The sequence below is a fragment of the Microbulbifer sp. S227A genome, from assembly GCF_049800935.1.
On record NZ_JBNAFZ010000010.1, the window covers coordinates 74,826 to 96,589 of the forward strand.

General features: G+C 64.9%; 20 protein-coding genes. 7 read left to right on the forward strand and 13 right to left on the reverse strand.

Annotated elements, in window-relative coordinates:
- Positions 1–10 precede the first annotated feature (10 nt).
- The 5 genes from lpxK to ACP15R_RS20925 form a co-directional block, all read right to left on the reverse strand.
- The gene (lpxK, locus tag ACP15R_RS20905; protein WP_424988005.1) at positions 11–1,009 is read right to left on the reverse strand and encodes a tetraacyldisaccharide 4'-kinase; all 999 of its coding nucleotides are present in this window, start codon (positions 1,007–1,009) and stop codon (positions 11–13) included.
- Positions 996–2,231: a 3-deoxy-D-manno-octulosonic acid transferase gene (locus tag ACP15R_RS20910; RefSeq protein WP_424988006.1), complete on the reverse strand. Its 1,236-nt coding sequence runs from the start codon at positions 2,229–2,231 to the stop codon at positions 996–998. The genes lpxK and ACP15R_RS20910 overlap by 14 nt, the downstream gene beginning before the upstream one ends.
- Positions 2,232–2,367: 136 nt before the next feature.
- Entirely contained in the window at positions 2,368–3,150 is a 783-nt protein-coding gene (locus tag ACP15R_RS20915) for an inositol monophosphatase family protein (RefSeq protein WP_424988007.1), read from the reverse strand.
- Positions 3,137–4,483, reverse strand: coding sequence for a TldD/PmbA family protein (locus ACP15R_RS20920; protein ID WP_424988008.1), 1,347 nt, complete (start codon positions 4,481–4,483; stop codon positions 3,137–3,139). The genes ACP15R_RS20915 and ACP15R_RS20920 overlap by 14 nt, the downstream gene beginning before the upstream one ends.
- 111 nt (positions 4,484–4,594) lie before the next feature.
- A complete protein-coding gene (locus ACP15R_RS20925; protein WP_424988009.1) occupies positions 4,595–6,121 on the reverse strand; it encodes a DUF2125 domain-containing protein in 1,527 nt (508 codons plus the stop codon).
- A 125-nt stretch (positions 6,122–6,246) separates the two neighbouring features.
- Here ACP15R_RS20925 and ACP15R_RS20930 point away from each other — a divergent pair, with 125 nt between their 5' ends.
- Together ACP15R_RS20930 and ACP15R_RS20935 are read left to right on the forward strand one after the other, a co-directional pair.
- Positions 6,247–6,996 carry an SDR family oxidoreductase gene (locus tag ACP15R_RS20930; RefSeq protein ID WP_424988010.1) on the forward strand — a complete coding sequence of 250 codons (750 nt, stop codon included), beginning with the start codon at positions 6,247–6,249 and terminating at the stop codon, positions 6,994–6,996.
- A complete protein-coding gene (locus ACP15R_RS20935) occupies positions 6,993–7,613 on the forward strand; it encodes an enoyl-CoA hydratase/isomerase family protein (RefSeq protein ID WP_424988011.1) in 621 nt (206 codons plus the stop codon). The genes ACP15R_RS20930 and ACP15R_RS20935 overlap by 4 nt, the downstream gene beginning before the upstream one ends.
- Here ACP15R_RS20935 and ACP15R_RS20940 read toward each other — a convergent pair.
- A complete protein-coding gene (locus tag ACP15R_RS20940) occupies positions 7,610–7,915 on the reverse strand; it encodes a hypothetical protein (protein ID WP_424988012.1) in 306 nt (101 codons plus the stop codon). The two genes, ACP15R_RS20935 and ACP15R_RS20940, sit on opposite strands and share 4 nt — an antisense overlap.
- A gap of 72 nt (positions 7,916–7,987) precedes the next feature.
- Between ACP15R_RS20940 and ACP15R_RS20945 the strand changes: the two genes are divergently transcribed.
- Both ACP15R_RS20945 and ACP15R_RS20950 read left to right on the forward strand, forming a co-directional pair.
- Entirely contained in the window at positions 7,988–9,322 is a 1,335-nt protein-coding gene (locus ACP15R_RS20945; RefSeq protein WP_424988013.1) for a mechanosensitive ion channel family protein, read from the forward strand.
- On the forward strand, positions 9,319–10,527 hold the full coding sequence (locus ACP15R_RS20950; protein ID WP_424988014.1) for a TIGR03862 family flavoprotein: 1,209 nt from the start codon (positions 9,319–9,321) through the stop codon (positions 10,525–10,527). Before ACP15R_RS20945 ends, ACP15R_RS20950 begins: the two co-directional genes overlap by 4 nt.
- On the opposite strand, the gene ACP15R_RS20955 is transcribed toward ACP15R_RS20950, so the two are convergent.
- The 5 genes from ACP15R_RS20955 to ACP15R_RS20975 all read right to left on the reverse strand — a co-directional run bounded on the left by ACP15R_RS20955 (position 10,524) and on the right by ACP15R_RS20975 (position 15,791).
- The gene (locus tag ACP15R_RS20955) at positions 10,524–11,117 is read right to left on the reverse strand and encodes a glutathione S-transferase family protein (protein WP_424988015.1); all 594 of its coding nucleotides are present in this window, start codon (positions 11,115–11,117) and stop codon (positions 10,524–10,526) included. The two genes, ACP15R_RS20950 and ACP15R_RS20955, sit on opposite strands and share 4 nt — an antisense overlap.
- 63 nt (positions 11,118–11,180) lie before the next feature.
- Positions 11,181–12,209 (reverse strand): DNA polymerase III subunit delta, encoded by a 1,029-nt coding sequence (gene holA / locus ACP15R_RS20960; protein WP_424988016.1) that lies wholly within the window; start codon positions 12,207–12,209, stop codon positions 11,181–11,183.
- Positions 12,206–12,691, reverse strand: a complete 486-nt coding sequence (lptE, locus tag ACP15R_RS20965) for an LPS assembly lipoprotein LptE (protein WP_424988017.1) — start codon at positions 12,689–12,691, stop codon at positions 12,206–12,208. The genes holA and lptE overlap by 4 nt, the downstream gene beginning before the upstream one ends.
- Entirely contained in the window at positions 12,678–15,212 is a 2,535-nt protein-coding gene (gene leuS / locus ACP15R_RS20970) for a leucine--tRNA ligase (protein WP_424988018.1), read from the reverse strand. Before leuS ends, lptE begins: the two co-directional genes overlap by 14 nt.
- Positions 15,213–15,281: 69 nt before the next feature.
- Entirely contained in the window at positions 15,282–15,791 is a 510-nt protein-coding gene (locus ACP15R_RS20975; RefSeq protein WP_424988019.1) for a DUF3576 domain-containing protein, read from the reverse strand.
- A gap of 334 nt (positions 15,792–16,125) precedes the next feature.
- On the opposite strand from ACP15R_RS20975, the gene ACP15R_RS20980 reads away from it, so the two are divergent.
- Together ACP15R_RS20980 and ACP15R_RS20985 are read left to right on the forward strand one after the other, a co-directional pair.
- Positions 16,126–17,241, forward strand: coding sequence for a porin (locus ACP15R_RS20980; protein WP_424988021.1), 1,116 nt, complete (start codon positions 16,126–16,128; stop codon positions 17,239–17,241).
- A 105-nt stretch (positions 17,242–17,346) separates the two neighbouring features.
- Positions 17,347–18,006 carry a YggS family pyridoxal phosphate-dependent enzyme gene (locus ACP15R_RS20985; protein WP_424988023.1) on the forward strand — a complete coding sequence of 220 codons (660 nt, stop codon included), beginning with the start codon at positions 17,347–17,349 and terminating at the stop codon, positions 18,004–18,006.
- On the opposite strand, the gene ACP15R_RS20990 is transcribed toward ACP15R_RS20985, so the two are convergent.
- Together ACP15R_RS20990 and ribA are read right to left on the reverse strand one after the other, a co-directional pair.
- Positions 18,003–18,500, reverse strand: a complete 498-nt coding sequence (locus ACP15R_RS20990; RefSeq protein ID WP_424988025.1) for a L,D-transpeptidase family protein — start codon at positions 18,498–18,500, stop codon at positions 18,003–18,005. The genes ACP15R_RS20985 and ACP15R_RS20990 overlap by 4 nt on opposite strands.
- A complete protein-coding gene (gene ribA, locus ACP15R_RS20995) occupies positions 18,497–19,096 on the reverse strand; it encodes a GTP cyclohydrolase II (RefSeq protein WP_424988066.1) in 600 nt (199 codons plus the stop codon). The genes ACP15R_RS20990 and ribA overlap by 4 nt, the downstream gene beginning before the upstream one ends.
- A 662-nt stretch (positions 19,097–19,758) precedes the next feature.
- Between ribA and ACP15R_RS21000 the strand changes: the two genes are divergently transcribed.
- Entirely contained in the window at positions 19,759–21,699 is a 1,941-nt protein-coding gene (locus tag ACP15R_RS21000; RefSeq protein WP_424988026.1) for an ATP-binding protein, read from the forward strand.
- The last annotated feature ends 65 nt before the right edge of the window (positions 21,700–21,764 follow it).

Sequence of the window (21,764 nt, forward strand, 5' to 3'; positions counted from 1 at the left end):
TTTGTTGATGTCAGGGCGGCGGCGCCACCCGCAAGAGCTCTGAAACCAGCCGATCCGCGCCTTCGATGCCCAGCCGCACGGGTAGCGTAATGACCTTGCTGCGAAAGGCTGGGGGCAGGCGAACGGCGTCTTTTTCGGTGGTGACCATCTGCGCCCCAAGCGCCCGCGCCTCGGTTTCCATGCGTGCCATCAGGGTGCTTGTCAGCGGCTGATGATCGTCCAGCGGTTCGCAGCGGCGCAGGTCGGCCCCCAATTCGCGCAGCGTGGCAAAGAACTTGTCCGGCGTTCCGATGCCCGCAAAGGCCAGAACCGGCGTATCCGCCCAGTCCATGCCGGTCTGCAAGGGCGCGACCGCGCCCTTGAACCGTGGTACGGTGAGCGCCGCGCCCCAGTCATCGGTGAACTTGTCCTGCGCGGCGGGCTTGCCCAGCGACAGCAGCAGATCGGCGCGCCGCAAGCCAATGTCAACCGGTTCGCGCAGTGGTCCCGCCGGCAGACAGCGGCCATTGCCGAACCCCTGTTCGGCATCGACCACAATGATCGACAGGTCCTTGGTCACGGTCGGATTCTGGAACCCGTCATCCAGCACGATGACCGTTGCACCGGCCAAGGTCGCGGCCTGAACCCCCGCCGCGCGGTCATTCGCCACCCAGACCTGCGCAAAAGCGGCGAGCAGCAGCGGCTCGTCCCCCGTATCGGCGGCGGTGTGGGTCGCGGGATCGACGGATACCGGCCCGGTCAACCGCCCGCCATAGCCGCGTGTCACCACGACAGGTTCGTGCCCGGCATTGCGCAGCTGTTCGACCACCCAGATCACGGTCGGGGTCTTGCCGGTGCCCCCGGCATTCAGGTTGCCCACGCAGATCACCGGCACACCCGGGCGCGCTACCGGATCGCGCGCAACCCGGCGGGCGGTGACGGCGGCGTAAATCTGTCCGAGCGGAGACAGCAGCCGCGCCCGCCAATCGGGGGTGCCGGGGCCGGTGAACCAGAAGTCAGGCTGGCGCATGGTCGGGGCCTCCGCCGTCCAGTTGATCCAGGATCATGTCGACCAGTTCGTCGGTCATATGTGCGCCCTCGGTGACGATTTTCCACCCGGCCAATGCCATGGTCGCCGCGTAGTCAGGGGCCGACAATTGCACCACCGCGCTGCCCAGCGATTCGCCGTCATGTACCGCGCGCGCCGCCCCCGCCGCCGCCAGCCGGGCATAGGTTTCCACATGTCCGCCCACATGGCTGCCGTACAGGATCGCCGACCCGAGCGAGGCCGCGTCCAGCGGCGCGCAGCCCTGCGCATCGGGCGACAGCGAGTTTGCCATGAAGGTCAGTGGCGCGAGGCGATACCAGAGGCCCAGATTGTCGGCATCGCGCGACAGGATGATCTGGGTATAGTCGTCGATCATGTCGCCGGTATCCCAATCGACACTGCGCAGGTTGCGGGCGGCAATTCCCCGTTTGAGCGTTTCGACATCCGCATCCGCATGGGTCACCAGCACCAGCACGAGCCGGTGCAACAGCCGCAGCGCGCCCCTGTGGGCGTCCAGCACCGTGTCGAATTCGGCCTCGGTGACATGCGCCGCGAGCCAGACCGGCCTGCCGGAGAACTCTCGCGTCACATCGGCCAGTTCGTCATCGGAACAGGGTGGTGGCGTGGCACAGCTGCGCAACCGGGCGGCGACGCGGATCTGTGCATTGGGCACCCCGACATTGCGGATCATCTGGGCGGCGGCATCGGTATTGGCGAGGATGGTGGTGAAACAGGCCAGGCTGGGTCCGGTCAGGTCGGGAAACCAGCTGTAGCGCCGCGCCGGGAAGTCGGTTTCGCCAACATCGAGCAGGATCATCGGCACCTCGGCCTCGGCGGCGGCGGCGACCAGGTTGGGCATCAGATGCCCACCGGTCCAGAGACAGAGATCGGGCAACCAGTGATCTAGAAACGCCCGCGCCCCGTCCGGGTGATCGGACCCGAGTGTCACGATGTGATCGCAGCCGTTCTGCGGTGTTGGCGGCGGCTCAAAGCGCGCGGTTTCGATGGTGATCAGCAGATGCAGGTCGGGCCGCATGATCCGCAACCGCAGGCTCAGATCGCAGAGCGCGGAATAGCGGTGTTCGGTGGTGGCATGGGCCCAGATCAATTCGCCGCGCGGCCGTGGCGGCTGGGCCATGTCGCCGCCATTGGGCTGGCGCCGCGCAAAGGCGCGATAGGCGGCGAGGCCAAGCGACCGGTTCACGCGCTCAGCCTCCGCGCCTGGACGATGCCATCGCCGGGCGGTATCGCGGGCGGCAACGTGGTGGGGCCATGCTCGATGTCCTTTGCGCAAAGGCGGGATCAGGAAGTTTCCCAGCCTACGCAATGCGCGCTTGGCGTCAAGTCGAACGCAGCGCGGCTTGCAGCAGGCGGTGCATGTCCGCGCCCCCGGCGATCAGCCCGTTGATCTTGGGCTGCGGGTTGTTGAAACGCGGGGGTGCGCCGGTCTTGTCGGTACAGATTGCCCCGGCCTCGCGCAGGATCAGCTCGCCCGCGGCAACGTCCCATTCCCAGCACGGGTGCAGCGTGATCATCGCGTCGAACCGACCTTGGGCCACCGTTGCCATGCGATAGGCCAGCGACGGGCGATAGGCGCGGGTGAATGGTGGCACGGTGCCGCCGTGCCAGTTGCTCCCTGCCATGCTGGGCCGGTTGGCCAGCACCTGCGCACCGCTCAGCGCCGCGGTGCCGGATGGTGAAAGCGGTTCGCCATTGACCTGTGCGCCCCCGCCTTTGGCGGCGACATACATCAGGTTGCGCAGCGGCAGATAGATCACCCCCGCCGTCACGACGCCCCGTTCCGCGACCGCGATGGAATGCGCCCAGGTCGAGCTGCCCTCGGCAAAGCTGCGGGTGCCGTCGATCGGATCGACGATGAACACCCGGTCACGCGACAACCGCTCGGCGCTGTCCTCGGTTTCTTCCGACAGCCAGCCGTAATCGGGCCGCGCCCCGCGCAGCCGGTCATGCAACAGGTCGTTCACCGCCAGGTCGGCTTCGGTGACAGGCCCCGCGCCATCGGGCTTGTCCCAGCGGCGCGCATCGGGCCCGGCAAAGCTTGTGGCGATTTTGCCCGCCGCCCGCGCGGCATCGATCAGCAGGTCAAGATCAGTCGCCGGCAAGGGTCATCCCTTCGATCAGCAGCGAGGGCACCACGCGCGACAGCCAGGGCCGCGCATCATTGGCGGGGATGATCCGGCGCAACATGTCGCGAAGGTTGCCCGCGATGGTGCATTCATTGACCGGATGGGTAATTTCTCCGTTTTCCACCCAGAACCCCGAAGCGCCGCGCGAATAGTCGCCGGTATTGGGGTTGATGGTGCTGCCGATCATCGAGGTGACGAGCAAACCGGTGCCCATCGCCGCGATCAGCTCGGCCTTGCCTTGGGAGCCCTGCGTCAGGGCGGTGTTCCAGGTGGCCGGAGAGGGAGGGCCCGACACGCCGCGCGCCGCATTCCCGGTCGAGTCCATGCCAAGCTTGCGCGCGCTGGCGAGATCCAGCGTCCAGCCGGTCAGCACCCCGTTTTCAACGATGGCCCGGCGGGCGGTGGGCAGCCCCTCTGCGTCAAACGGGCGCGAGCCCGAGACCCGCGCGCGATGCGGGTCTTCGATGATCGACAGATGGTCGGGCAGCACCTGTTCCCCGAGGCATCCCTCGAGCCAGGATGAGCCGCGCGCAATCGCGGATCCGTTGGCCGCCGACAGCAGATGCCCGATCAGCGACGAGGAAATCCGTTCGTCAAACAACACCGGATAGGTGCCGGTGGCCGGTTTGCGCGGGCTCAGCCGTTCGACCGAGCGCTCGCCGGCGAGCCGGCCGATTTCCGCGGCGCTGCGCAGGTCCGACTGGAACACTCGCGCGTCGCCGTCATAGTCCCGCTCCATTTCCGTGCCGGTGCCGGCGATGGCGACGCAGCTGACCGAGCGGCTGGTGCGGTCATAACCGCCGGAAAACCCGTTGCTGGCCGCGATGTACAGGCTTTGCGCGCCATAAGAGGCATTGGCCGACTGCACCTGTGAGACGCCGGGCACCGCCAGCCCGGCGGCTTCGGCCTCGAGCGCGGCACGCTCGAGCGCGGCAGGGTCCGGTTCCGCGGCCGCATCCGCAAGCTCGAGCGTCGCCACGTCCCAGCCGCTGGCCAGCTGTTGTGGATCGGCGAGGCCGGCATGGGGGTCTTCCGGTGCCTCGCGGGCCATGGCAACCGCGCGTTCGGCCATGGCCGCGATGGTTGTTGCGCTGCGGTCGGACGCCGAGGTGATGGCCGAGCGGTGCCCGACAAACACCCGCAGGCCCAGATCGGTCGCCTCTGACCGTTCCGCCATTTCCAGCGTGCCGTTGCGCACGTCGATCGATAGCGCCGTGCCCTGAATGGTGAGCGCCTCGGCGGCATCGGCCCCGGCGTCGCGGGCCGCGCGCAACAGGGCGTCGGCGAGATCTGGCAATGAAACGGACATGCGCTGTTACTCCGGGTTTGGCCGCAGGTGTTGCATGCAGCTATGCCAGACGATGACGGCCTGCAAGGGGCGCGCCGGGCGGTCTGGCTCAGCCGCCCGGCCGGTTGCGCGTTACTGGATGCGTTGACCGTTGGCCAGGATATGGCCCTGCTGGTTGATCTCGATCTTCGAGTTCAGCGTGTCGGGCGTATCGCCGGGGACCGCCAGCAGCCCCATCATCATGCGTGCGCCCATCGCCTCTTCGTCGGCAACCAGCCCCATGCCGCTGAGCTTGTCGAGCAGGGCATTGGCCCCCACCAGCGTGAGATCGACATAGCCGGTCGGGCGCGGGAAACCGTCCATCGTGCTGGTATCGGAATTGTCAAAGGTGAAATCCCCCGTGCCCGACAGGCTGGCACCGACCAGCGAGACCAGCAGCTTGTTGATGGTCAGGGCGCTGATTTCGGCGGGCGGCGTGGTGGCGCGTTCCATCATCGCGGCCTCTTCCGGATCAAGCAGGTTGAACAGCATCTTGCCCTTGCCCACAGCGTCGAGCACCACCGTGGCCGGATCGCGCGGCAATTGCGCCGCCGGGTCGATCATCGACCACAGCATCTCGGACATGGTGAAATCGCCCAGGTTCAGGCCGATGGCAAAATCCTGATCCTCGTCCGACTTGCGCACCGGCATGCTCAGATTAAAGCCGGAAACGGCGGCCGAGATCTCGACGGGAACCGGCAGGTCGCCACCCTGCAACGAGATCGCGCTTTGTTTTTGTTCCACGTCATAGGCAAGCCGGTCGGCGTCCATCTTGAAACCAAAGCTGCCGCCTTGCGAGGTGCTGGCAAAGGCAAAGGATTCACCGTCGCCTACGCCCTGGATATCGGACATGCCTGCGCCGTAGGCCAGGGTGACATCCGCGGCAAAGCCGTTTTCCAGCGAGGCGTTGAAATCGTTGGGGTCCATCTCGAGCGGGACCGTGCCGGTGCCCTCGGCCTGAACATCCTGCATCGCGCCCTTGAAGCGGCCCATGTCATCGGTGTCGGGGTCGTCGAAATTGATGTCATAGCGCAGCGCGTCGGCGGTCATCCGTTGGCTGTAGCTGCGCATCTCGCCGGTGAGCATGCGGGTGTTGGTGTTGATGTTTTCCAGCGACACAAGCACGCTCAGCATGTCCTGCGGCATCGGTTCGTTGTCGATCTCCAGCGACGTCAGCTCCATCGCGGCCAGCGCCGAACTATAGGCATAGGTCACGTCGCCCGGTTCCCCCGACGCGGTCATCGCGCTGTCGTTCTGCGCGAGTGTCAGCACGCCATCGACCGGATCGCCGGTCTCGTCCACGGTGGTGAACGTCATCGGGATGCTGTCGGGCATGGCAATGTCGACGGTGCCATCGCCGTTCTCGGCAAATGCCAGCCTGTCCATGGTGATCGCGAACCGCCCCTGCGCATCGGCGAGCGGCATGTCGATGGTCAGGTTGCTGATGGTCAGGGTTCCGCCAGAGGCGGCTTCGTTGCCCGACACCGCATAGCCGGTGGATGCCAAGTAATCCTGCCAATCCGCCCAGACATCGGCAGCGGTCAGATCGGCATGGGCCGCCTGTGTAGCGAGGACATAGACAAACGCGGCACCAAAGCCCCGTGCGAAACGAGCGGTCATGGGCTAACCCTTCCAAAACAGATTTCGGCGCATCGTCTGCGCTTGGCAATCGGGCGTCAAGGGGTGGACCCGATCAATTCGCCGCATTACCCCTGACGCAGGCGGCATTGTGAAGGAACGTGCAGATGGACATGACGGGTAAGACAGTATTGATCACCGGGGCCAGTCGCGGGATCGGTGCCGAGGCGGGGCGGGTCTTTGCGCTTGCCGGGGCCAATGTGGGCCTGCTGGCGCGCAGCGAGGCACGCGTGGCAAGTCTGGCGGACGATTTGGGCGAACGCGCCTTTGGCATGGCCTGCGACGTCGGCGATTTCACGCAGGTCGAGGCCGCGGTGCAGGCCTGTGTCGAGCGGTTCGGCGGGCTGGACGTCCTGATCAACAATGCCGGTGTGGTCGAGCCGATTTCACATCTTGCAAGCGCCGACCCCGCCGAATGGGGCGATGTCATCGACATCAACCTGAAAGGCGTGTTCTATGGCTTGCGTGCGGCGTTGCCGGTGATGACAGCGGCAGGCGGCGGCAGCATCCTGACCATCAGCTCGGGGGCCGCGCATGGGCCGGTCGAGGCATGGAGCCACTATTGCGCCTCCAAGGCCGGGGCCGCGATGCTGACCCGCTGCGCCGACAAGGAAAACCGCGAGGCCGGCATCCGCGCCATGGGCCTGTCGCCGGGCACCGTCGCCACCCAGATGCAACGCGAAATCAAGGCCAGCGGCATCAACCCGGTGAGCCAGCTGGACTGGGAAGACCACATTCCCCCGGATTGGCCCGCACGTACCCTGCTATGGATGTGTTCCCCGGATGCGGATGAATTCATCGGCACCGAGATTTCCCTGCGCGACCAGGCCATCCGCGAACGGGTTGGCCTGACATGATCGACCTGCGGCAGGAGGACGGGTTGTGGACGGTGACGTTGAACCGGCCGGACAAGGCCAATTCGCTGACGGCGGCGATGCTTGATGAACTGACGGGCATTGCCGAGGCGGCGACCGATGCACGGGCCCTGATCCTGACCGGGGCGGGCAAGGTGTTCAGCGCCGGGGCCGATCTGGACGAGGCGCGGGCCGGGCTGGCCACGTCGGATGTCTGGGAGCGTCTCTCCGGAGCCATCGCGCGCCTGCCTTGCCTGACCATCGCGGCGCTGAACGGAACCCTTGCGGGCGGTGCCATGGGCATGGCGCTGGCCTGTGATCTGCGCATCGCGGTGCCGGGGGCCAAGTTCTTTTACCCGGTGATGAAGCTGGGCTTTCTGCCGCAACCGTCCGATCCCGCTCGGCTTGCCGCGCTGGTCGGGCCGGCGCGGGCCAGATTGATCCTGATGGCGGGCCAGCGGATCATGGCGGACGAGGCGCTGCAATTCGGTCTGGTGGACAGGATCGTGGCGCCGGAAGACCTGCAGACCGCGGCTCATGACCTCGCAGCCGATTCCCGCGCCGCCGCCCCCGAGATTGCCGCGGGGATCGCGCGGCTCTGCGGCAAGCCGGTGGGCTAGCGCCTGCCGCGTCGTTTGCCCGGCACCCGTGATCGGAAACCGGGCGGGCGCTTGCGCACCCATGCAATGAACTTTGCCAGCCGGGGATGGGCCTGCAAGGCCTCGATGGTGCAATAGGCGCGGGCCAGTTCGGTTTCGCTCAGGGTCGCATGTATCTCGCGATGACAAATGTCATGCAGCAATACCGTCGGCCCGCCCTTGCCACCCCGCAACCGCGGGACAAGGTGATGCAGGCTCTGCGGCACCTCCGCCGGAACCGGGCGGCAGCACAGGGCGCAGGTCGGAGGCGTCTCATCGGACATCGTGCTTGATCCTTTGGCGCCAGACGGGCAAGGGTCTTTGGGTAATACGTGAAACGAGTATGGGCAAGTGTGATGGATTTCGATCTGGAGAACCAGCCGGAGATCGTCCGGCAAGCGGTTGATCTCGGGTTGCAGGGCTGGGACCTGGCCAAGGGCTGGCTGCTCAGCCCGGCGGCGTGGACGCAATTCGCCCTGTTGGTGGGCGCGTTTGTCGTGGCGCTTCTGGTGACCCGCAAGGTGCGGCCGGTGCTGACCCGGCTGTTGACCCCGGCCGATGGGCAGGAGGGCATGATCGCCACAGCCCGGCGCACGGTTCTGGCCTTTCTGCCGCTGATCCTGCCGCTCATGGCCTATCTCTTGACCGGCATCGGCGAAGGCGTCGTGCGCTCGATCTTTGACAGTGGTGAGGTCATCGCCTTTGGCAAGCGGGTGTTCCTGTTCCTCGCCGCCCGTATTCTGGTCAGGGAAATCATCGACGAGCCGTTCCTCAACATGCTTGGGCGGTTTGTGTTGCTGCCGATTGCGGGGCTCTATGCGCTGGGCCTGCTGGACGATGTGAACCTGTGGCTGACGGAAACCACTGTAGGGCTTGGCAATATCCGGTTCTCGCTGATGGCGCTGGCGCGGGGCCTGATCGCGGGTAGCCTGCTGTTCTGGTTCGGGCGCTGGTCCAACGATCAATCGGCGGCGTTTCTCAAGAAACAGGACCAGATGCGCCCCGCCACACGCGAATTGGCGATCAAGGCGGCGGAAATCGCGATTTTCGGCCTCGCCTTCATCCTGTTGATGAACATCATGGGGGTAAACCTGTCGACCCTCGCGGTTCTGGGTGGTGCCATTGGCGTGGGTCTTGGGTTTGGCCTGCAAAAAATCGCGTCGAACTTCATCTCGGGCGTTATCCTGTTGCTGGAAGGACAGGCCACCGTGGGCGACTACGTCGAGCTCGACGGGGGCGAGGCGGGCACCATCGTCAAGATGACGGCGCGGGCGGCCATCCTTGAGACCTTTGACGGGCGCTGGATCGTGGTGCCCAACGAGGATTTCATCACCACGCGCGTGGTGAACTACTCCGACAGCGGATCGGCCAACCGCTACGAAGCGCCGTTTTCCGTCAGCTATGATACCGATATCAACACGGTTCCCGAGATCATCGAAACCGCCGTGGCCAAGCTGCCCTTCGTGCTGGATGACCCCGAGGGGCCGGATTGCGAGCTGCGCGGATTTGGCGACAGCGGCATCGATTTCGCGGTGGAATTCTGGGTCAACGGCATCGATGACGGCAGCAACAAGTTCACGCCACAGGTGCTCTTTGCGGTGTGGAACGCGCTGCGCGACAACAACATCCAGATCCCGTATCCGCATCGGGTGGTCGAAATCAAGGGCGGCCTGCCTGCCCCGTCGGAATGAACCACCGGCACGCCCTGGTCATTGGTGCCGGTCCCGCGGGGCTGATGGCGGCGCAGGAACTGGCGCAGGCCGGGTGCCGTGTGACGCTGGCCGAGGCCAAGCCGTCGGCCGGGCGCAAATTCCTGATGGCGGGGAAATCGGGTCTGAACCTGACCAAAGATGAACCCGACGCGGCGTTCCTCGCGGCCTATGGCGCATCGGCTGGCTGGCTGGCGCCGATGCTCGCCGGGTTCGGGCCGCAAGCGGTGCAGAACTGGGCGCGGGGGCTGGATCAAGAGGTGTTCACTGGCAGCAGCGGGCGGGTTTTCCCCGTGGCGATGAAGGCCAGCCCGCTGTTGCGGGCGTGGCTGGCGCGGCTGGACGCGTTGGGTGTCACCCGGCACATGCGGTGGCGTTGGGCCGGGTGGACCGCACAGGGCGCGGCGCGGTTCGAGACCCCGGATGGGCCACAGGAGCGAACGGCCGATGTCACGGTTCTGGCCGTGGGCGGCGCCAGCTGGGCACGGCTGGGATCGGACGGCACCTGGACGCGGATGCTCGCAGACCGTGGCGTGGATCTCGCCGGTTTTGCGCCATCGAACACCGCGCTGGATGTGGCGTGGAGCGCCCACATGGCCCCGCATTTCGGCTCGGCGGTGAAATCGGTGCGCTGGCAGGCCGGGGCGCTGACATCGCGTGGCGAAGCGACGATTTCCGCGCGCGGGCTCGAGGGCGGCGGCGTTTACACGCTGACGCCTGCGCTGCGCGAGGGGGCAGGGCTGCGGGTTGACCTTCTGCCCGACGTGACCCACCATGCGCTGAACCGGCGGCTGGCGTCCAGGGGGGGCAAGGTCCGGCTGTCACATTGGCTGCGCAACGGGCTGCGCCTGCCCCCGGCCAAGGTGGCGCTGTACTTTGAAATGACGCAGGGTGCCGCTTTGCCGCGCGACACATGGGTCGCCACGCTGAAATCCCTGCCCGTGCGCCTGACCGGCCTGCGCCCGATCGACGAGGCGATCTCGACGGCGGGCGGGGTCAGGCGATCGGCGGTGGACGAGCAGTTGATGCTGCGCGCGCTGCCCGGCGTGTTCTGTGCTGGCGAGATGCTCGATTGGGATGCGCCCACCGGCGGCTATCTGTTGACCGCCTGCCTGGCGACCGGGCGATGGGCAGGGCAGGCGGCGGCGCACATGGCGCTCAAGGCCGCAGCCCGGCCCGGTACCTAGCCCTCGGCCAATGCCTTGACGCGCTGGAACGCGGCGCGGGCGCGCATCGATTTGGCATAGGCAAGGATGGTGTCGTTCTCGACCGGGAACTTGGCCGCGTAGGCCCAGTTCAGGCAATGCACGGCGATGATATCGGCAATCGTCATGGTATCGCCCATCAGGAACGGCCCCTCGAACTGCTCGGCCAACCGGTTGACGTTGTTGCCGAATTCCCAGGCGAGGCTGGGTTTGACCTCGGGCACACGCTTGTCTTCGGGCAACACAAAGCTGTGGCGCGCGGCGGTCCAGATGACTGCGTCCAGCTCATCGAGGACCCTGTTGCTCAGCGCGTCCTGCCGAGCGCGGTCGATGCTGCCCGCCGGATGGGTCAGCGCGCCATGCCTGTCGCCGAGATAGGTCATGATCGCGGTCGAATCGGTGATGATGTCGTCGCCGTCCTGCAATACCGGTATCTTGCCCAGCGGGCTGAGCGCCATCACCGCCGCGCTGCGGGGCGGGGATTGGATCAGCTCGTAAGGCTGGCCAAGCTCTTCCAGCATCCAGAGAACGCGAAATGTGCGGGTGTTGATACTGCCAAGGACCTTGTACATGTCTTTCTCCTGATGCGGTTCGGGCCGCATAAGGGGCTGCATCCCGGGCCGCGTCAAGGGCGCTTATCGCGGGCGGATGCGCATGGCCAGCCAGATCAGCGTGCGCTCCATGATGGCCATTGCCGGCGCGGTCTGACCGGCGGAACGCAGTTGCAGATCGGTATCGGTCAGCCGGGTCAGCGCCTTTTGCAATTCGATCGGGCCCCAGGCCTTGGCCTGCCGGATGATGCGGTCGCGGCGCCGGCCATAGACCGGCGGGCGCAGCCGTCCGACACCGTTTGCCGGGCCGCCGGGATCCGCGGCGGCGGTATACAGCATGCGGAAATGCCGCGTTGCCCCGATGCAGAGCGTGACCGCGTTGGTTCCCTGTGCCTGCAACCGATTGAGCAAGGGCCCGATCTCGGCGTCCCGTTGCTCGGCCACCACGTTCAGGATGTCATCCAGCGCCGCCTCGGTCGATTGCGGCGCACAGGCGGCGATGTCGTCAAGGCCGAGCCCGGTGTCATCGCCATGTTTGTACAGCGAGAGCTTGTCGACGGTGCGGGCAAAGTCACCGGGGCCAAGTGCCGCCGCCAGATCCGAGAGCGCCGCCATACTGTCTGCGGGCACCTTGCGCAGGCCCGCTGCGGCCAGGATACGCTCGACCTCGGCGCGGCTGGGCGGTTCGTCGTAGAGTCCGACGGCCAGCGTATTCCGGTGAGTTTCAAACAGCTTGCGCAGTTTCGAACTGGCCTTGAGCTGGCTTGCGGTGACGATGATCTGGGCGTCGCCGGCCTGCCAGTCCTGAACGGCGGACTGGATCGCCGGGGTGGCGGCGTCGGTGGCGGCGTCGACAAATACGGCGCGGGGGCCGGGAAAGAACCCGACAGCCTTGACCGCGTCCAAAAGCAATGCCGGATCGCCCCGCAGATCCGCGCCTGGCATCCGGGTCAGCCGCATTTCTTCCTCGGCCCCGTCCCCGAGCAGCGCGGCGATCACCTGTTGCCGCTTGAGCGCGACCCGCATGGCATCCGCGCCATAGATCAGCAAACCGGTCCGGTCCGGGTCGGGCTTGGCAAAATAGCTATCCGCATCCCGCCCGGAGAGTTTCACGATGACAGGTCCACGGTCGCGTTGAGCCGGCGCACCACCTGATCGGCGAGAATCACCATCAGCCGTTCCCGCGCGTCCCGCTGGGCGGCCAGCGTTTCCGCCGTGTTGCCGGTTGCCGAATACCCGGTGAAATTGGTCACGTTGCCGGTTTCGACGCTGCGCCCGCCGTCGATCTCTCTGAGATCATAGGTGATGGTGCCGGTGACGCTGTAATTGGTGATCGAACCCGATGGGGTGATCGCCTGGCCCTGGATGCCGATTTCCAGCACCATGGACAGCCGATAGACCGGGGCGGTCGACCGGCCAAGCTGTTCTTCAAGGCGGCGCACGAGGTAATAGGTATTCACCCCCTCGGGCGCGTCGACGCGGACCTTGCCATACAGCGCCTCGCCGCCGCCACCCGGCCCATAGACCGGCTCAAAGCCGCAGGCGGCAAACGCCAGCGGCATCAACAGCAGGGAACGGCGGTCAAACAACGACATTCACGATCCGGCCGGGGACCACGATGATCTTTTTCGGCGCCGCCCCGTCCAACGCCTTTTGCACAGCGTCTATTGCCAGCGCGGTTTTTTCAACCTCGTCCTTGGGCATATCCTTGGGCACGCTGATTTCCGCGCGGCGCTTGCCATTGATCTGGATCGGCAATGTCACCGTGTCATCGATCAGCATGGCCGGATCCGCGACTGGCCATGGCGCGGTGGTGATCAGCCCCTCGCCGCCCAGACGGGCCCAGAGTTCCTCGCTCAGATGCGGGGTCATGGGGGACATGAGCTGGGCCAGGGTCCTGGCCGCTTGCAGTTTGGCTGCCTTGCCGGCCTTGGACTTGGCCAGCGTGTTGGTAAAGGCATAGAGCCGGGCGATTGCAGCATTGAAGCCAAAGGATTCGATACCCAGCGTCACGTCGTTGATCGCCTTGTGCATGTCGCGCAAGAGGGTCTCGTCATCGGCCTGCGGCGCGGTGTCGGAACCGGCAATGTCATTGGCGATGCGATAAACCCGGCCCAGATGCTTGTGCGCGGCCTCGGCCCCGGCGGCGGTCCATTCCACGTCGCGTTCCGGCGGGCTGTCCGACAGCACGAACCAGCGCGCGGTATCGGCGCCATAGGCCGAGATGATGCTGACCGGATCGACCACGTTCTTCTTGGATTTCGACATCTTGGCCGAGGGGATGATCTCGACCTCGGAACCGTCGGGCAATTTGCCGTCGGTCACGTCTTCGGGCAGGTGATAGACCGGGCGGCCATTGGCGTCGCGGGTCTGGTAGATTTCGTGCGTGACCATGCCCTGCGTGAACAGCGCGTCAAACGGTTCGATCGCCTTTTGCGGCAGGTGGCCGGTGATATGCATGGCGCGCGCGAAAAAGCGGGAATAGAGCAGGTGCAGGATCGCGTGTTCGATGCCGCCGATATACTGATCGACATTCATCCAGTACTCTGCCTCGGCCAGATCGGTGGGGGTGTCGGCACGGGGCGCGGTGAAACGGGCGAAATACCACGACGAATCGACAAAGGTATCCATCGTGTCGGTTTCGCGTTTCGCCGGAGCGCCGCAGGACGGGCAGGCACAGTCGCGCCAGGTCGGGTGCCGGTCGAGCGGGTTGCCGGGGATGTCAAAGCTCACGTCATCGGGCAGGCGAACCGGCAGGTTTTCTTTTTTCTCGGGCACCACGCCGCAGGCATCGCAATGCACAACCGGAATCGGGCAGCCCCAATAGCGTTGCCGCGACAGGCCCCAGTCGCGCAGGCGGAAATTGGTCACGCCCTTGCCCCAGCCCTGCTGTTCCGCAAGGTCGATGGTGGTGTCGACGGCTTCCTGACCGGTGGCGACATCCAGCCCGGCAAAATGGTCGAGCCATTTCACCTTTTCGGTCTTGGGCGGCACAAAAGCCTCGGATTCAACCGGTTTGGGATCGTCAAGCGACAGGAAGGTATCGCGCACGGGCAGGTCGTATTTGCGGCAGAAATCAAGGTCGCGCTGGTCATGGGCCGGGCAGGCAAAGATCGCGCCGGTGCCGTAATCCATGAGGATGAAATTGGCGATCCAGACCGGCAGTTCCCAGTTGGGGTCCAGCGGGTGTTTCACCGTCAGGCCAGTGTCAAAGCCCAGCTTCTCGGCCTTTTCCAGCGCCTCTTCGGTGGTGCCGCCCTTGCGGCATTTGGCAACGAATTCCGCAACTTCGGGGTTTTCCGCCTCGAGCTGGCGGGCGATGGGGTGATCGGGCGATATGCCGACGAACGAGGCCCCCATGAGCGTGTCGGGCCGGGTCGTGTAGACGGTGATCGGATCGCCGCCATCGGTGCGGTCAAACGAGAATTCGAGACCGCGGGATTTGCCGATCCAGTTTTCCTGCATCAGCCGCACCTTGGCGGGCCAGTTTTCCAGCCCGTCCAGCGCGTCGAGCAACTCCTCGGCCATGTCCGAGATCTTGAAGAACCATTGCGTCAGCTCGCGCCGCTCCACGTCGGCACCCGAGCGCCAGCCCTTGCCGTCGATCACCTGTTCATTCGCCAGAACCGTCATGTCGACCGGATCCCAGTTGACCACCGCGTTCTTGCGATAGACCAGCCCGGATTCGAGCATGTCGAGGAACAACGCCTGTTGCTGGCCGTAATATTCTGGGTCGCAGGTGGCGAATTCACGCGACCAGTCGATGGACAGGCCCAGGGGCTTCATCTGGCCGCGCATGTCGGCGATGTTGTCATAGGTCCATGTCTTGGGGTGGCCGCCGATCGCCATGGCGGCGTTTTCCGCAGGCATCCCAAAGGCATCCCACCCCATCGGGTGCAGCACGTTATGGCCGGTCGAAATCTTGTAACGCGCGATCACGTCGCCCATCGTGTAGTTGCGCACATGGCCCATATGGATGCGCCCGGACGGGTAGGGAAACATCTCGAGCACGTAGTATTTGGGGCGGTCGGTCTTGTGGCTGGCGGTAAAGACACCGGACTTGTTCCAGGCCTCTTGCCACTTTGATTCGATTTCCGCGGCGGAGTAGCGCGACATGAAAGCGGTCCTTTGACTGAAAACGCCGGGCATGAACCCGGCGCCCTGATGGTTGTCTATGCGATTAGGTCAGATACGGCTGTCCTGAACGCGAAGCTGGCGGGCGCGGGACAGGATCGCATCCTCGACCGCGCGGGTGGTTGCGGCGCTGACCGTGCCTCCGCCCGAGGTATGCAGCGATACCTTGAGCGAGCGCGCATCCAGCGCCGGATCGTCAATCAGCACCGTCGCCCGATACGACCGGCCGCCGCCGGGCGGTGTGCCATACCCGGTCACGATGACGCCGGTGAATGGATCGACATCTGTAACCGGCAGGAACCCGAGCACGTCAAGCGAGGCCGCCCAGAGATATTTATTCACGTTGACGGTCTGGTCGGTCTTGCTGGGTCCGAAAATGTCCCAGATCGTCGAGCCGTCGGAATCGGTCAGCCCCGCGGTTTCGCGGTTGGTGGATTCATAGTCCGATGGAGCGACGGCCTGTGGTACTGCCCGTTCGCCCGAGCGCCGGTTGCCGCAGGCGGTCAGGCCCAGGCAGACCAGAATGATCAGCGTTGCCTTGAAGAATCCAGTGAGGTTCATCGTCAAATCCCGAACAGTGTTGGCAAGGTTCCTACCCAAGCGGGCAAGGTGGAGCAAGGCTTTACAGTATACAGGCGTGGCTCGGGGCGGCAAATCGCGGTCCTGTTGCGCCGGGGGCGTGGATATTATGCCCGTTGCGGGCCTGTGCCGTGCAACCCCGGACGCGGTGGGGCAGGGCGGCGCGACTGTGGCAAAGCTGCACCATCCGCGACCGCTTTGCCGCGCACCTGCTGCGAGCACTTGCCAAAACCGCCCCGAAAGAGCGAAACCCCTCTCCATACCCACGCCGGATTCCCCGGTTTGGGCGTATGATTTGAAAACCGAGGGAAATACGATGAAAAAGGTTCTCTTCGCAACGACTGCGCTGATCGCTCTTGGCAGCATGGCAGCAGCAGACGTTCGCCTGAGCGGTTACGGCCGTTTCGGCTTGGACTACAACGAAGCCAACTCCGACAACCCGAACGACGCCAACTACAACGGCATCAGCGACACGACCATCACCTCGCGTCTGCGTCTGCAGGTGGACATGTCGACCGAGACCGACGGCGGCGTTGGCTTTAACGCCCGCTTCCGCGCTCAGGCCGAAAGCCGTGACAACAACCCGAACGGCGCAATGTTCAACGGCGCACGTTTCGGCGTGACCTATGGTGGCCTGATCGTTAACGTCGGCAACATCATCGGTGCGATGGAAAACGCTCCTGGCCTGTACACCACCGGCACCCGTTCGGCTGGCACCGGCATCGACGGCATGGGCTTCATGTCGCTGCCGCTCAAAGGCATCAACGTTGACCCGACCTCCGCGAACTACCTGACCGCTGGCACCAACTTTGCCTGGGACGCATACAGCTCGGGCGGCACCGGTGCGAACGGTATCGAAGCGATCTACACCGTTGGTGGCTTCACCGGTCACATCTCCTACAGCGACGACAACGACAATGTTGACGCGGCTGGCAACTTCGTTTCCGACGGCCTGTCCCGCGGCGCGATCATGCTGACCTACAGCTTCGGCGACTACTATGTCACCGGTGCATACCAGTCGGCTGACAACGCTGTGACCTACACCGACGTCAACGGTCGTGTGTACGATCAGGAAGACGGTCAGTACTTCCTGGCAATCGGTGGTGAATGGGGCAACTTCGGTGCCAAGCTCGCCTACGGTTCCAACGACATCGCTGACTCCGTCACGCTGGAAGGCAACATGGACATCGGCGCAGCCAGCAACATCCTGGTCTGGGTCAACAACACCAGCGTTGACGATGCCCTGCTGAACGTCGCCAACGAAAGCGCTGCCGGCGTTGCCGCAGTTGCAGAAGACCTGGACGGCACCGCGTTTGGTATCAACTACCAGTACGACCTGGGTGGCGGCGCAACCTTCGTTGCAGGTTACGCTCAGTCCGCAGCTGACGACGACAACAGCCAATTCCAGGCTGGCGTTTACTTCAGCTTCTAAGCTGAACTCAGGTTTGACCTGAATTTTGGGCGGGCCCTCGTGGCTCGCCCTTTTCTTTTGCGGCCGTCTGGTGTTTCTGTCGGGAAAACCGCCCGCGAGGACCAGATGCCCCTTTCCGACATCACCACACGTATGACCGCCGCCGAGACCGCCGCCGGGCGGGTGCCCGGATCCACGACCCTGATCGCGGTGTCCAAGGTGCAGCCGAATGAACGGGTCGAGGGTGTTCTGAGCCAGGGGCACCGCTGTTTCGGAGAAAACCGGGTTCAGGAAGCGGCGGGCAAATGGCCCATGTTCCGCGAGCAGTTTGACGGAATCGACCTGCACCTGATCGGACCCTTGCAGAGCAACAAGGCGCGGCAGGCGATGGAACTGTGCGACGCCATTCATTCGGTCGATCGCCCCAAGCTCGCCAAGACGCTGGCGCGGCTGGCGCAGGAGCTGGGCGCGTGTCCCGACCTGTTCATCCAGGTGAATACCGGCGAAGAAGACCAGAAGGCCGGCATCCTGCCAACCGAGGCAGACGGGTTCATCGCCGAATGCCGCGCGCTTGATTTGCCGGTTCGCGGGCTGATGTGCATCCCGCCCGTGCACGAAGAGCCGGCGCTGCATTTTGCCCTGCTGGCCAAGATGGCCGCGCGCAACGGGCTGAGCGGGCTGTCGATGGGGATGAGTGCCGATTTTGAAACCGCCATCGCGCTTGGGGCGACCCATGTGCGCGTTGGATCGGCGATCTTTGGCGAACGGACGCTCGGCCGGACCTAAAGCGATACGATCAGCCGCGTGCCCGGAGCCGCCCGCCGCGCAATCCAGCGCAGGTGATCGCGCCGAAAGGCGATACAGCCCTCGGTCGGATAACCGGGTCTGCGCCATTGATGCAGGAAAATCGCCGACCCCCGCCCCGGCACCGCGCGCGGCCAGTTCCAGTCTGTGAGCAGTATCAGATCGTAAAGCGGATCGGCGCGGCGCAGTGATTCGTGGCCAAAGTCGTGCGGTTTGCACACATGCAGGTTGTATTCGGGGTCGCGAATGTCGTCCGACCACAGGTCAACCGGTCCGATCGGGCGCGCCCAGGCCGTTGGGCGGGCCATGCGGTCGGGACGATACAGCAGCCCGGCGATGCGATGGATACCCGCCGGCGTCGCGCCATCGCCCTCGTGCTTGTCGTTGGTGATGCCGCCCTTGCCGATGGCACAGGGAAACCGCCGCCCGCCAAAGCGCAGCCCCAGGCGGGTCAGCACCATGTCGCCCGCGCTCATAGCAGGTGGCCGGATTTTGCCGCCTTGGTTGCCAGATAGCCGGTGTTGAACGCGGTTTCGCCCACTTTCAACGGCACACGTTCCACGACCTTGATGCCGGTATTCTCCATCATCGCGATCTTGGCCGGGTTGTTGGTGAGCAGCCGGACAGATGAGAAACCCAGAGATTTCAGGATATCCGAGCCAAGGCGGAAGTCACGCTCGTCATCCTCGAAACCAAGACGGTGATTAGCCTCGACCGTGTCAAAGCCCTGATCCTGCAAACTATAGGCGCGCATCTTGTTGGCAAGGCCGATGCCGCGGCCCTCCTGGTTGAGATACAGCAGAACGCCTGCGCCCTCGGCCCCCATCTGCGCCATCGCGGCGCGCAATTGCGGGCCGCAATCGCATTTCAGGCTGCCCAGCAGGTCGCCGGTAAAGCAGGCCGAATGCAGCCGCGCCAGCACCGGTTGGTCGCGCATCGGCTTGCCGATTTCCACCGCGTAATGCTCTTCGCCGCCATCTTCCGGGCGAAAGATATGAAGGCGACCGGCCTCCGAAACCTGCATTGGCAGGCGGGCGCTGACAATGTCGTCCAGCGGGCTGCGGTCATTCAGGTGGCGGGCGGCCTGTTCTCCGTCGATCAGCGTCAGCCCGTTCTGTGCCGCGAACATCGCCGGGTCCGCGACCGGCACCGCCACCACCGCAGGCAGCAGGCGCGCGGCCTTGGCCAGCCTGAGCGCGGCGCGATGCAGATCGGCCTTGCCGCCACGTTCCGACATCAGCGGCCCCTTCATCGGCGCGTTCAGATCATCGGCGGGATCTGCCACCGACCGCACCCAGCCCGCATCGGCATCCGCCGGCATGATGATCCGTGCCAGATCGCCATCATAGGCCCGCGCCTTGAGCGTTTCGGTGCGGCGCGCGGTAATTGCCACCACGGGGGTATCGGCAACCGCGCGCAGATCGGCCAGACGCGCCCCGTTCAGGGTTTCCGCCGACAGGGCGAGAATCGCGCTGTCCTGATCGGCAAGAACCACCGGCACCCCCATGCGCAGGTCGGCGCGTGCACGGGCCAGCAATTCGAAGAAATCGGGCTTGAGACTCATCTGATCACATCCGTTTTTGTCGTTCCTAACCCAGCCGCCGGATGTTTGAAACGGCAAAGGCCCATTGCCCGACAGCTGGCCCGCGACGCCGCGATCCGCTCACGCGCCCTTGATGCGCCTCGGGAATACGCGCAATCTGGGGCGGGATATGCGACGGAGAGTTACATCGGATGAGCCTGACCACCGACCAGATGGAACTGCGCGAGGATGACATTCGCAAACATTATCCCGCGGCCGAAGCCCTGCTTGTCGGGTTCGATCATGCGCCGCGCATTGCCTCGGCGCGCGCGGTGGCCGCGCCCGAGCGATCCGCCGGGATCGGCACGCGGCGGCGGTTTCGTTCGACCACGCCGGGGCTGGCCACACAGCGCAGCACGCGGCCCGACGGTGTGCGGTTGATCGAGCGGGTCGAGGCGGCGGACGGGGGCGACGTGCTGACTTCGCCAAGGCAGGCCGTCGCGATGCAATCCCTGCGGCGGGCGCTGGCGATTGCGCTGGCAGTGGTTGAAACCTATGGCGCGGTGACCCCGCTGGCCGAACTGAAGCGCGCCAACCTGGCCGGAGATCTGCCGCCCGCGCGCAAGACCGAGTTTTCCGAGTTATTGACCGCCGAGGCATTGATCACGCTGCATGTCTTTGCCAATGCGCTGGCCTATCTGCTGTCGTCGCACATGTCGGAAACCTCGGTCGAACCGGGCGAGGTGCAGGAGGTTCTGACGGATAACGGGCAGCTCGCCCTGCACGGAGCGCTGTGGGAGCTGGATCAGAGTCTGGCTGCACATGCAACCGATGATGCGCGCCTGATCGCCACGGCCAGCGCCCATGCCGAGCAGTTGATGGACAAGGTGGCGTTGCGGGCGCAGAACGCCGCGCATCTCGCCCCGTTTGACGAGGCGGTGTGGCGGGTCGAGGCCGATGATCTGACGCTCCGGGGCTTTTCACCGGCGAGCAAGGCAAAATCGTCCACGCTGACCATGACGTTCAAGAAACCGAACGAGGTGGTGGGCAACCATATCGCCAAGTACCAGGCGATGAAGCTGGCCAAGATGCTGATGGCCTATGATTTTGACCGCCGCCTGAACCCGTTTGCGGAACTGGGCGGATTCATCTTTACCTTCATGGGCGATGGCAAGCCGGGCACCGGCAAGACCACGCTGATCCAGATGATGGCGGGGATGATCAACGACTACTGCCAGAACGCAGGCTATCCGTTCCGGTACCAGAACCTGAGCACCGACAATATCGATAGCTATCAAGGCAAATCGGGGCAGAATGCCAAGGCGTTCATTAACACGATCCTTGATCCGGCGGTGATCGGGTTCGGCACCATCGACGACATCGACCAGCTGGCCGGAAAACGTGGCGACCGGCAATCCAGCGCCGGGCAGCTCGAGATCACCGCCGTGTTGATGGAGAGCTTTGCCGGGGCCAACACGGTTGTGCGCGGCAATTGTACGTTTGGCATGTTCTCGAACTATCCCGAGAATGTCGACGACGCCCTGCGCCAGCGCGCCGGGGCGCGGTTTCTTGTCGACGGGCCGCAGTCGCGCGAGGATTACATCGACATCCTTGCCCTGTTGATGGGCGGAAACCACGACATCCCGCTGGGCGATCACGCGCTGTTTGCGGCGCAAGAGATCAAGACCGCGGTGACGGCCAGCTTTGAGGGCCACAACCGACCGCATGAGGACGGTTTGCGCGCGGTGTTTGACCGGGTGCGCGGCGAGGTTGGCGAATTTGACACGCTCGCGGGGATGGGGACCTATCTCAAGGCGATCCAGCAGGCTGATGCGCGGTTCACCGGGCGGGCAATCAAGAACATCACCGACGCGGTCAAGGTGCGGGCAATGGATTTCGAGCTGCCAGATGAATGGATGGAGAACCCCGAACTGTTCCTGTTCAGGGATTACGACACCAAGAAGGCGATGATCGCCGATCTGCGGGTGCCGATCACCACCGACATGGTGCTGCAAGAGATCAACCGCTATGCAGACAGCGAGTTCCGCTATGCGGACAAGTCGGACGAGGCGGCAATCGACGCCATGGTGCGCGATTATGGCCGGGCGGAAGAGGCCAAGCGGCGGTTCCTGGAGGGGAAGGCCGAACACTAGCCCAACCCCGCTCCATCGACAGCAGGTGGCGGTTTTTTCGCTGGTCATGTGACAAGGCATCGCAC

Coding starts and splice junctions, on each gene's coding strand:
- lpxK (WP_424988005.1), bottom strand. CDS start 1,009: ATGCGCCAGCCTGACTTCTGGTTCACCGGCCCCGGCACCCCCGATTGG.
- ACP15R_RS20920 (WP_424988008.1), bottom strand. CDS start 4,483: ATGTCCGTTTCATTGCCAGATCTCGCCGACGCCCTGTTGCGCGCGGCC.
- ACP15R_RS20925 (WP_424988009.1), bottom strand. CDS start 6,121: ATGACCGCTCGTTTCGCACGGGGCTTTGGTGCCGCGTTTGTCTATGTC.
- ACP15R_RS20930 (WP_424988010.1), top strand. CDS start 6,247: ATGGACATGACGGGTAAGACAGTATTGATCACCGGGGCCAGTCGCGGG.
- ACP15R_RS20935 (WP_424988011.1), top strand. CDS start 6,993: ATGATCGACCTGCGGCAGGAGGACGGGTTGTGGACGGTGACGTTGAAC.
- ACP15R_RS20940 (WP_424988012.1), bottom strand. CDS start 7,915: ATGTCCGATGAGACGCCTCCGACCTGCGCCCTGTGCTGCCGCCCGGTT.
- ACP15R_RS20945 (WP_424988013.1), top strand. CDS start 7,988: ATGGATTTCGATCTGGAGAACCAGCCGGAGATCGTCCGGCAAGCGGTT.
- ACP15R_RS20950 (WP_424988014.1), top strand. CDS start 9,319: ATGAACCACCGGCACGCCCTGGTCATTGGTGCCGGTCCCGCGGGGCTG.
- ACP15R_RS20955 (WP_424988015.1), bottom strand. CDS start 11,117: ATGTACAAGGTCCTTGGCAGTATCAACACCCGCACATTTCGCGTTCTC.
- lptE (WP_424988017.1), bottom strand. CDS start 12,691: ATGTCGTTGTTTGACCGCCGTTCCCTGCTGTTGATGCCGCTGGCGTTT.
- leuS (WP_424988018.1), bottom strand. CDS start 15,212: ATGTCGCGCTACTCCGCCGCGGAAATCGAATCAAAGTGGCAAGAGGCC.
- ACP15R_RS20975 (WP_424988019.1), bottom strand. CDS start 15,791: ATGAACCTCACTGGATTCTTCAAGGCAACGCTGATCATTCTGGTCTGC.
- ACP15R_RS20980 (WP_424988021.1), top strand. CDS start 16,126: ATGAAAAAGGTTCTCTTCGCAACGACTGCGCTGATCGCTCTTGGCAGC.
- ACP15R_RS20985 (WP_424988023.1), top strand. CDS start 17,347: ATGCCCCTTTCCGACATCACCACACGTATGACCGCCGCCGAGACCGCC.
- ACP15R_RS20990 (WP_424988025.1), bottom strand. CDS start 18,500: ATGAGCGCGGGCGACATGGTGCTGACCCGCCTGGGGCTGCGCTTTGGC.
- ACP15R_RS21000 (WP_424988026.1), top strand. CDS start 19,759: ATGAGCCTGACCACCGACCAGATGGAACTGCGCGAGGATGACATTCGC.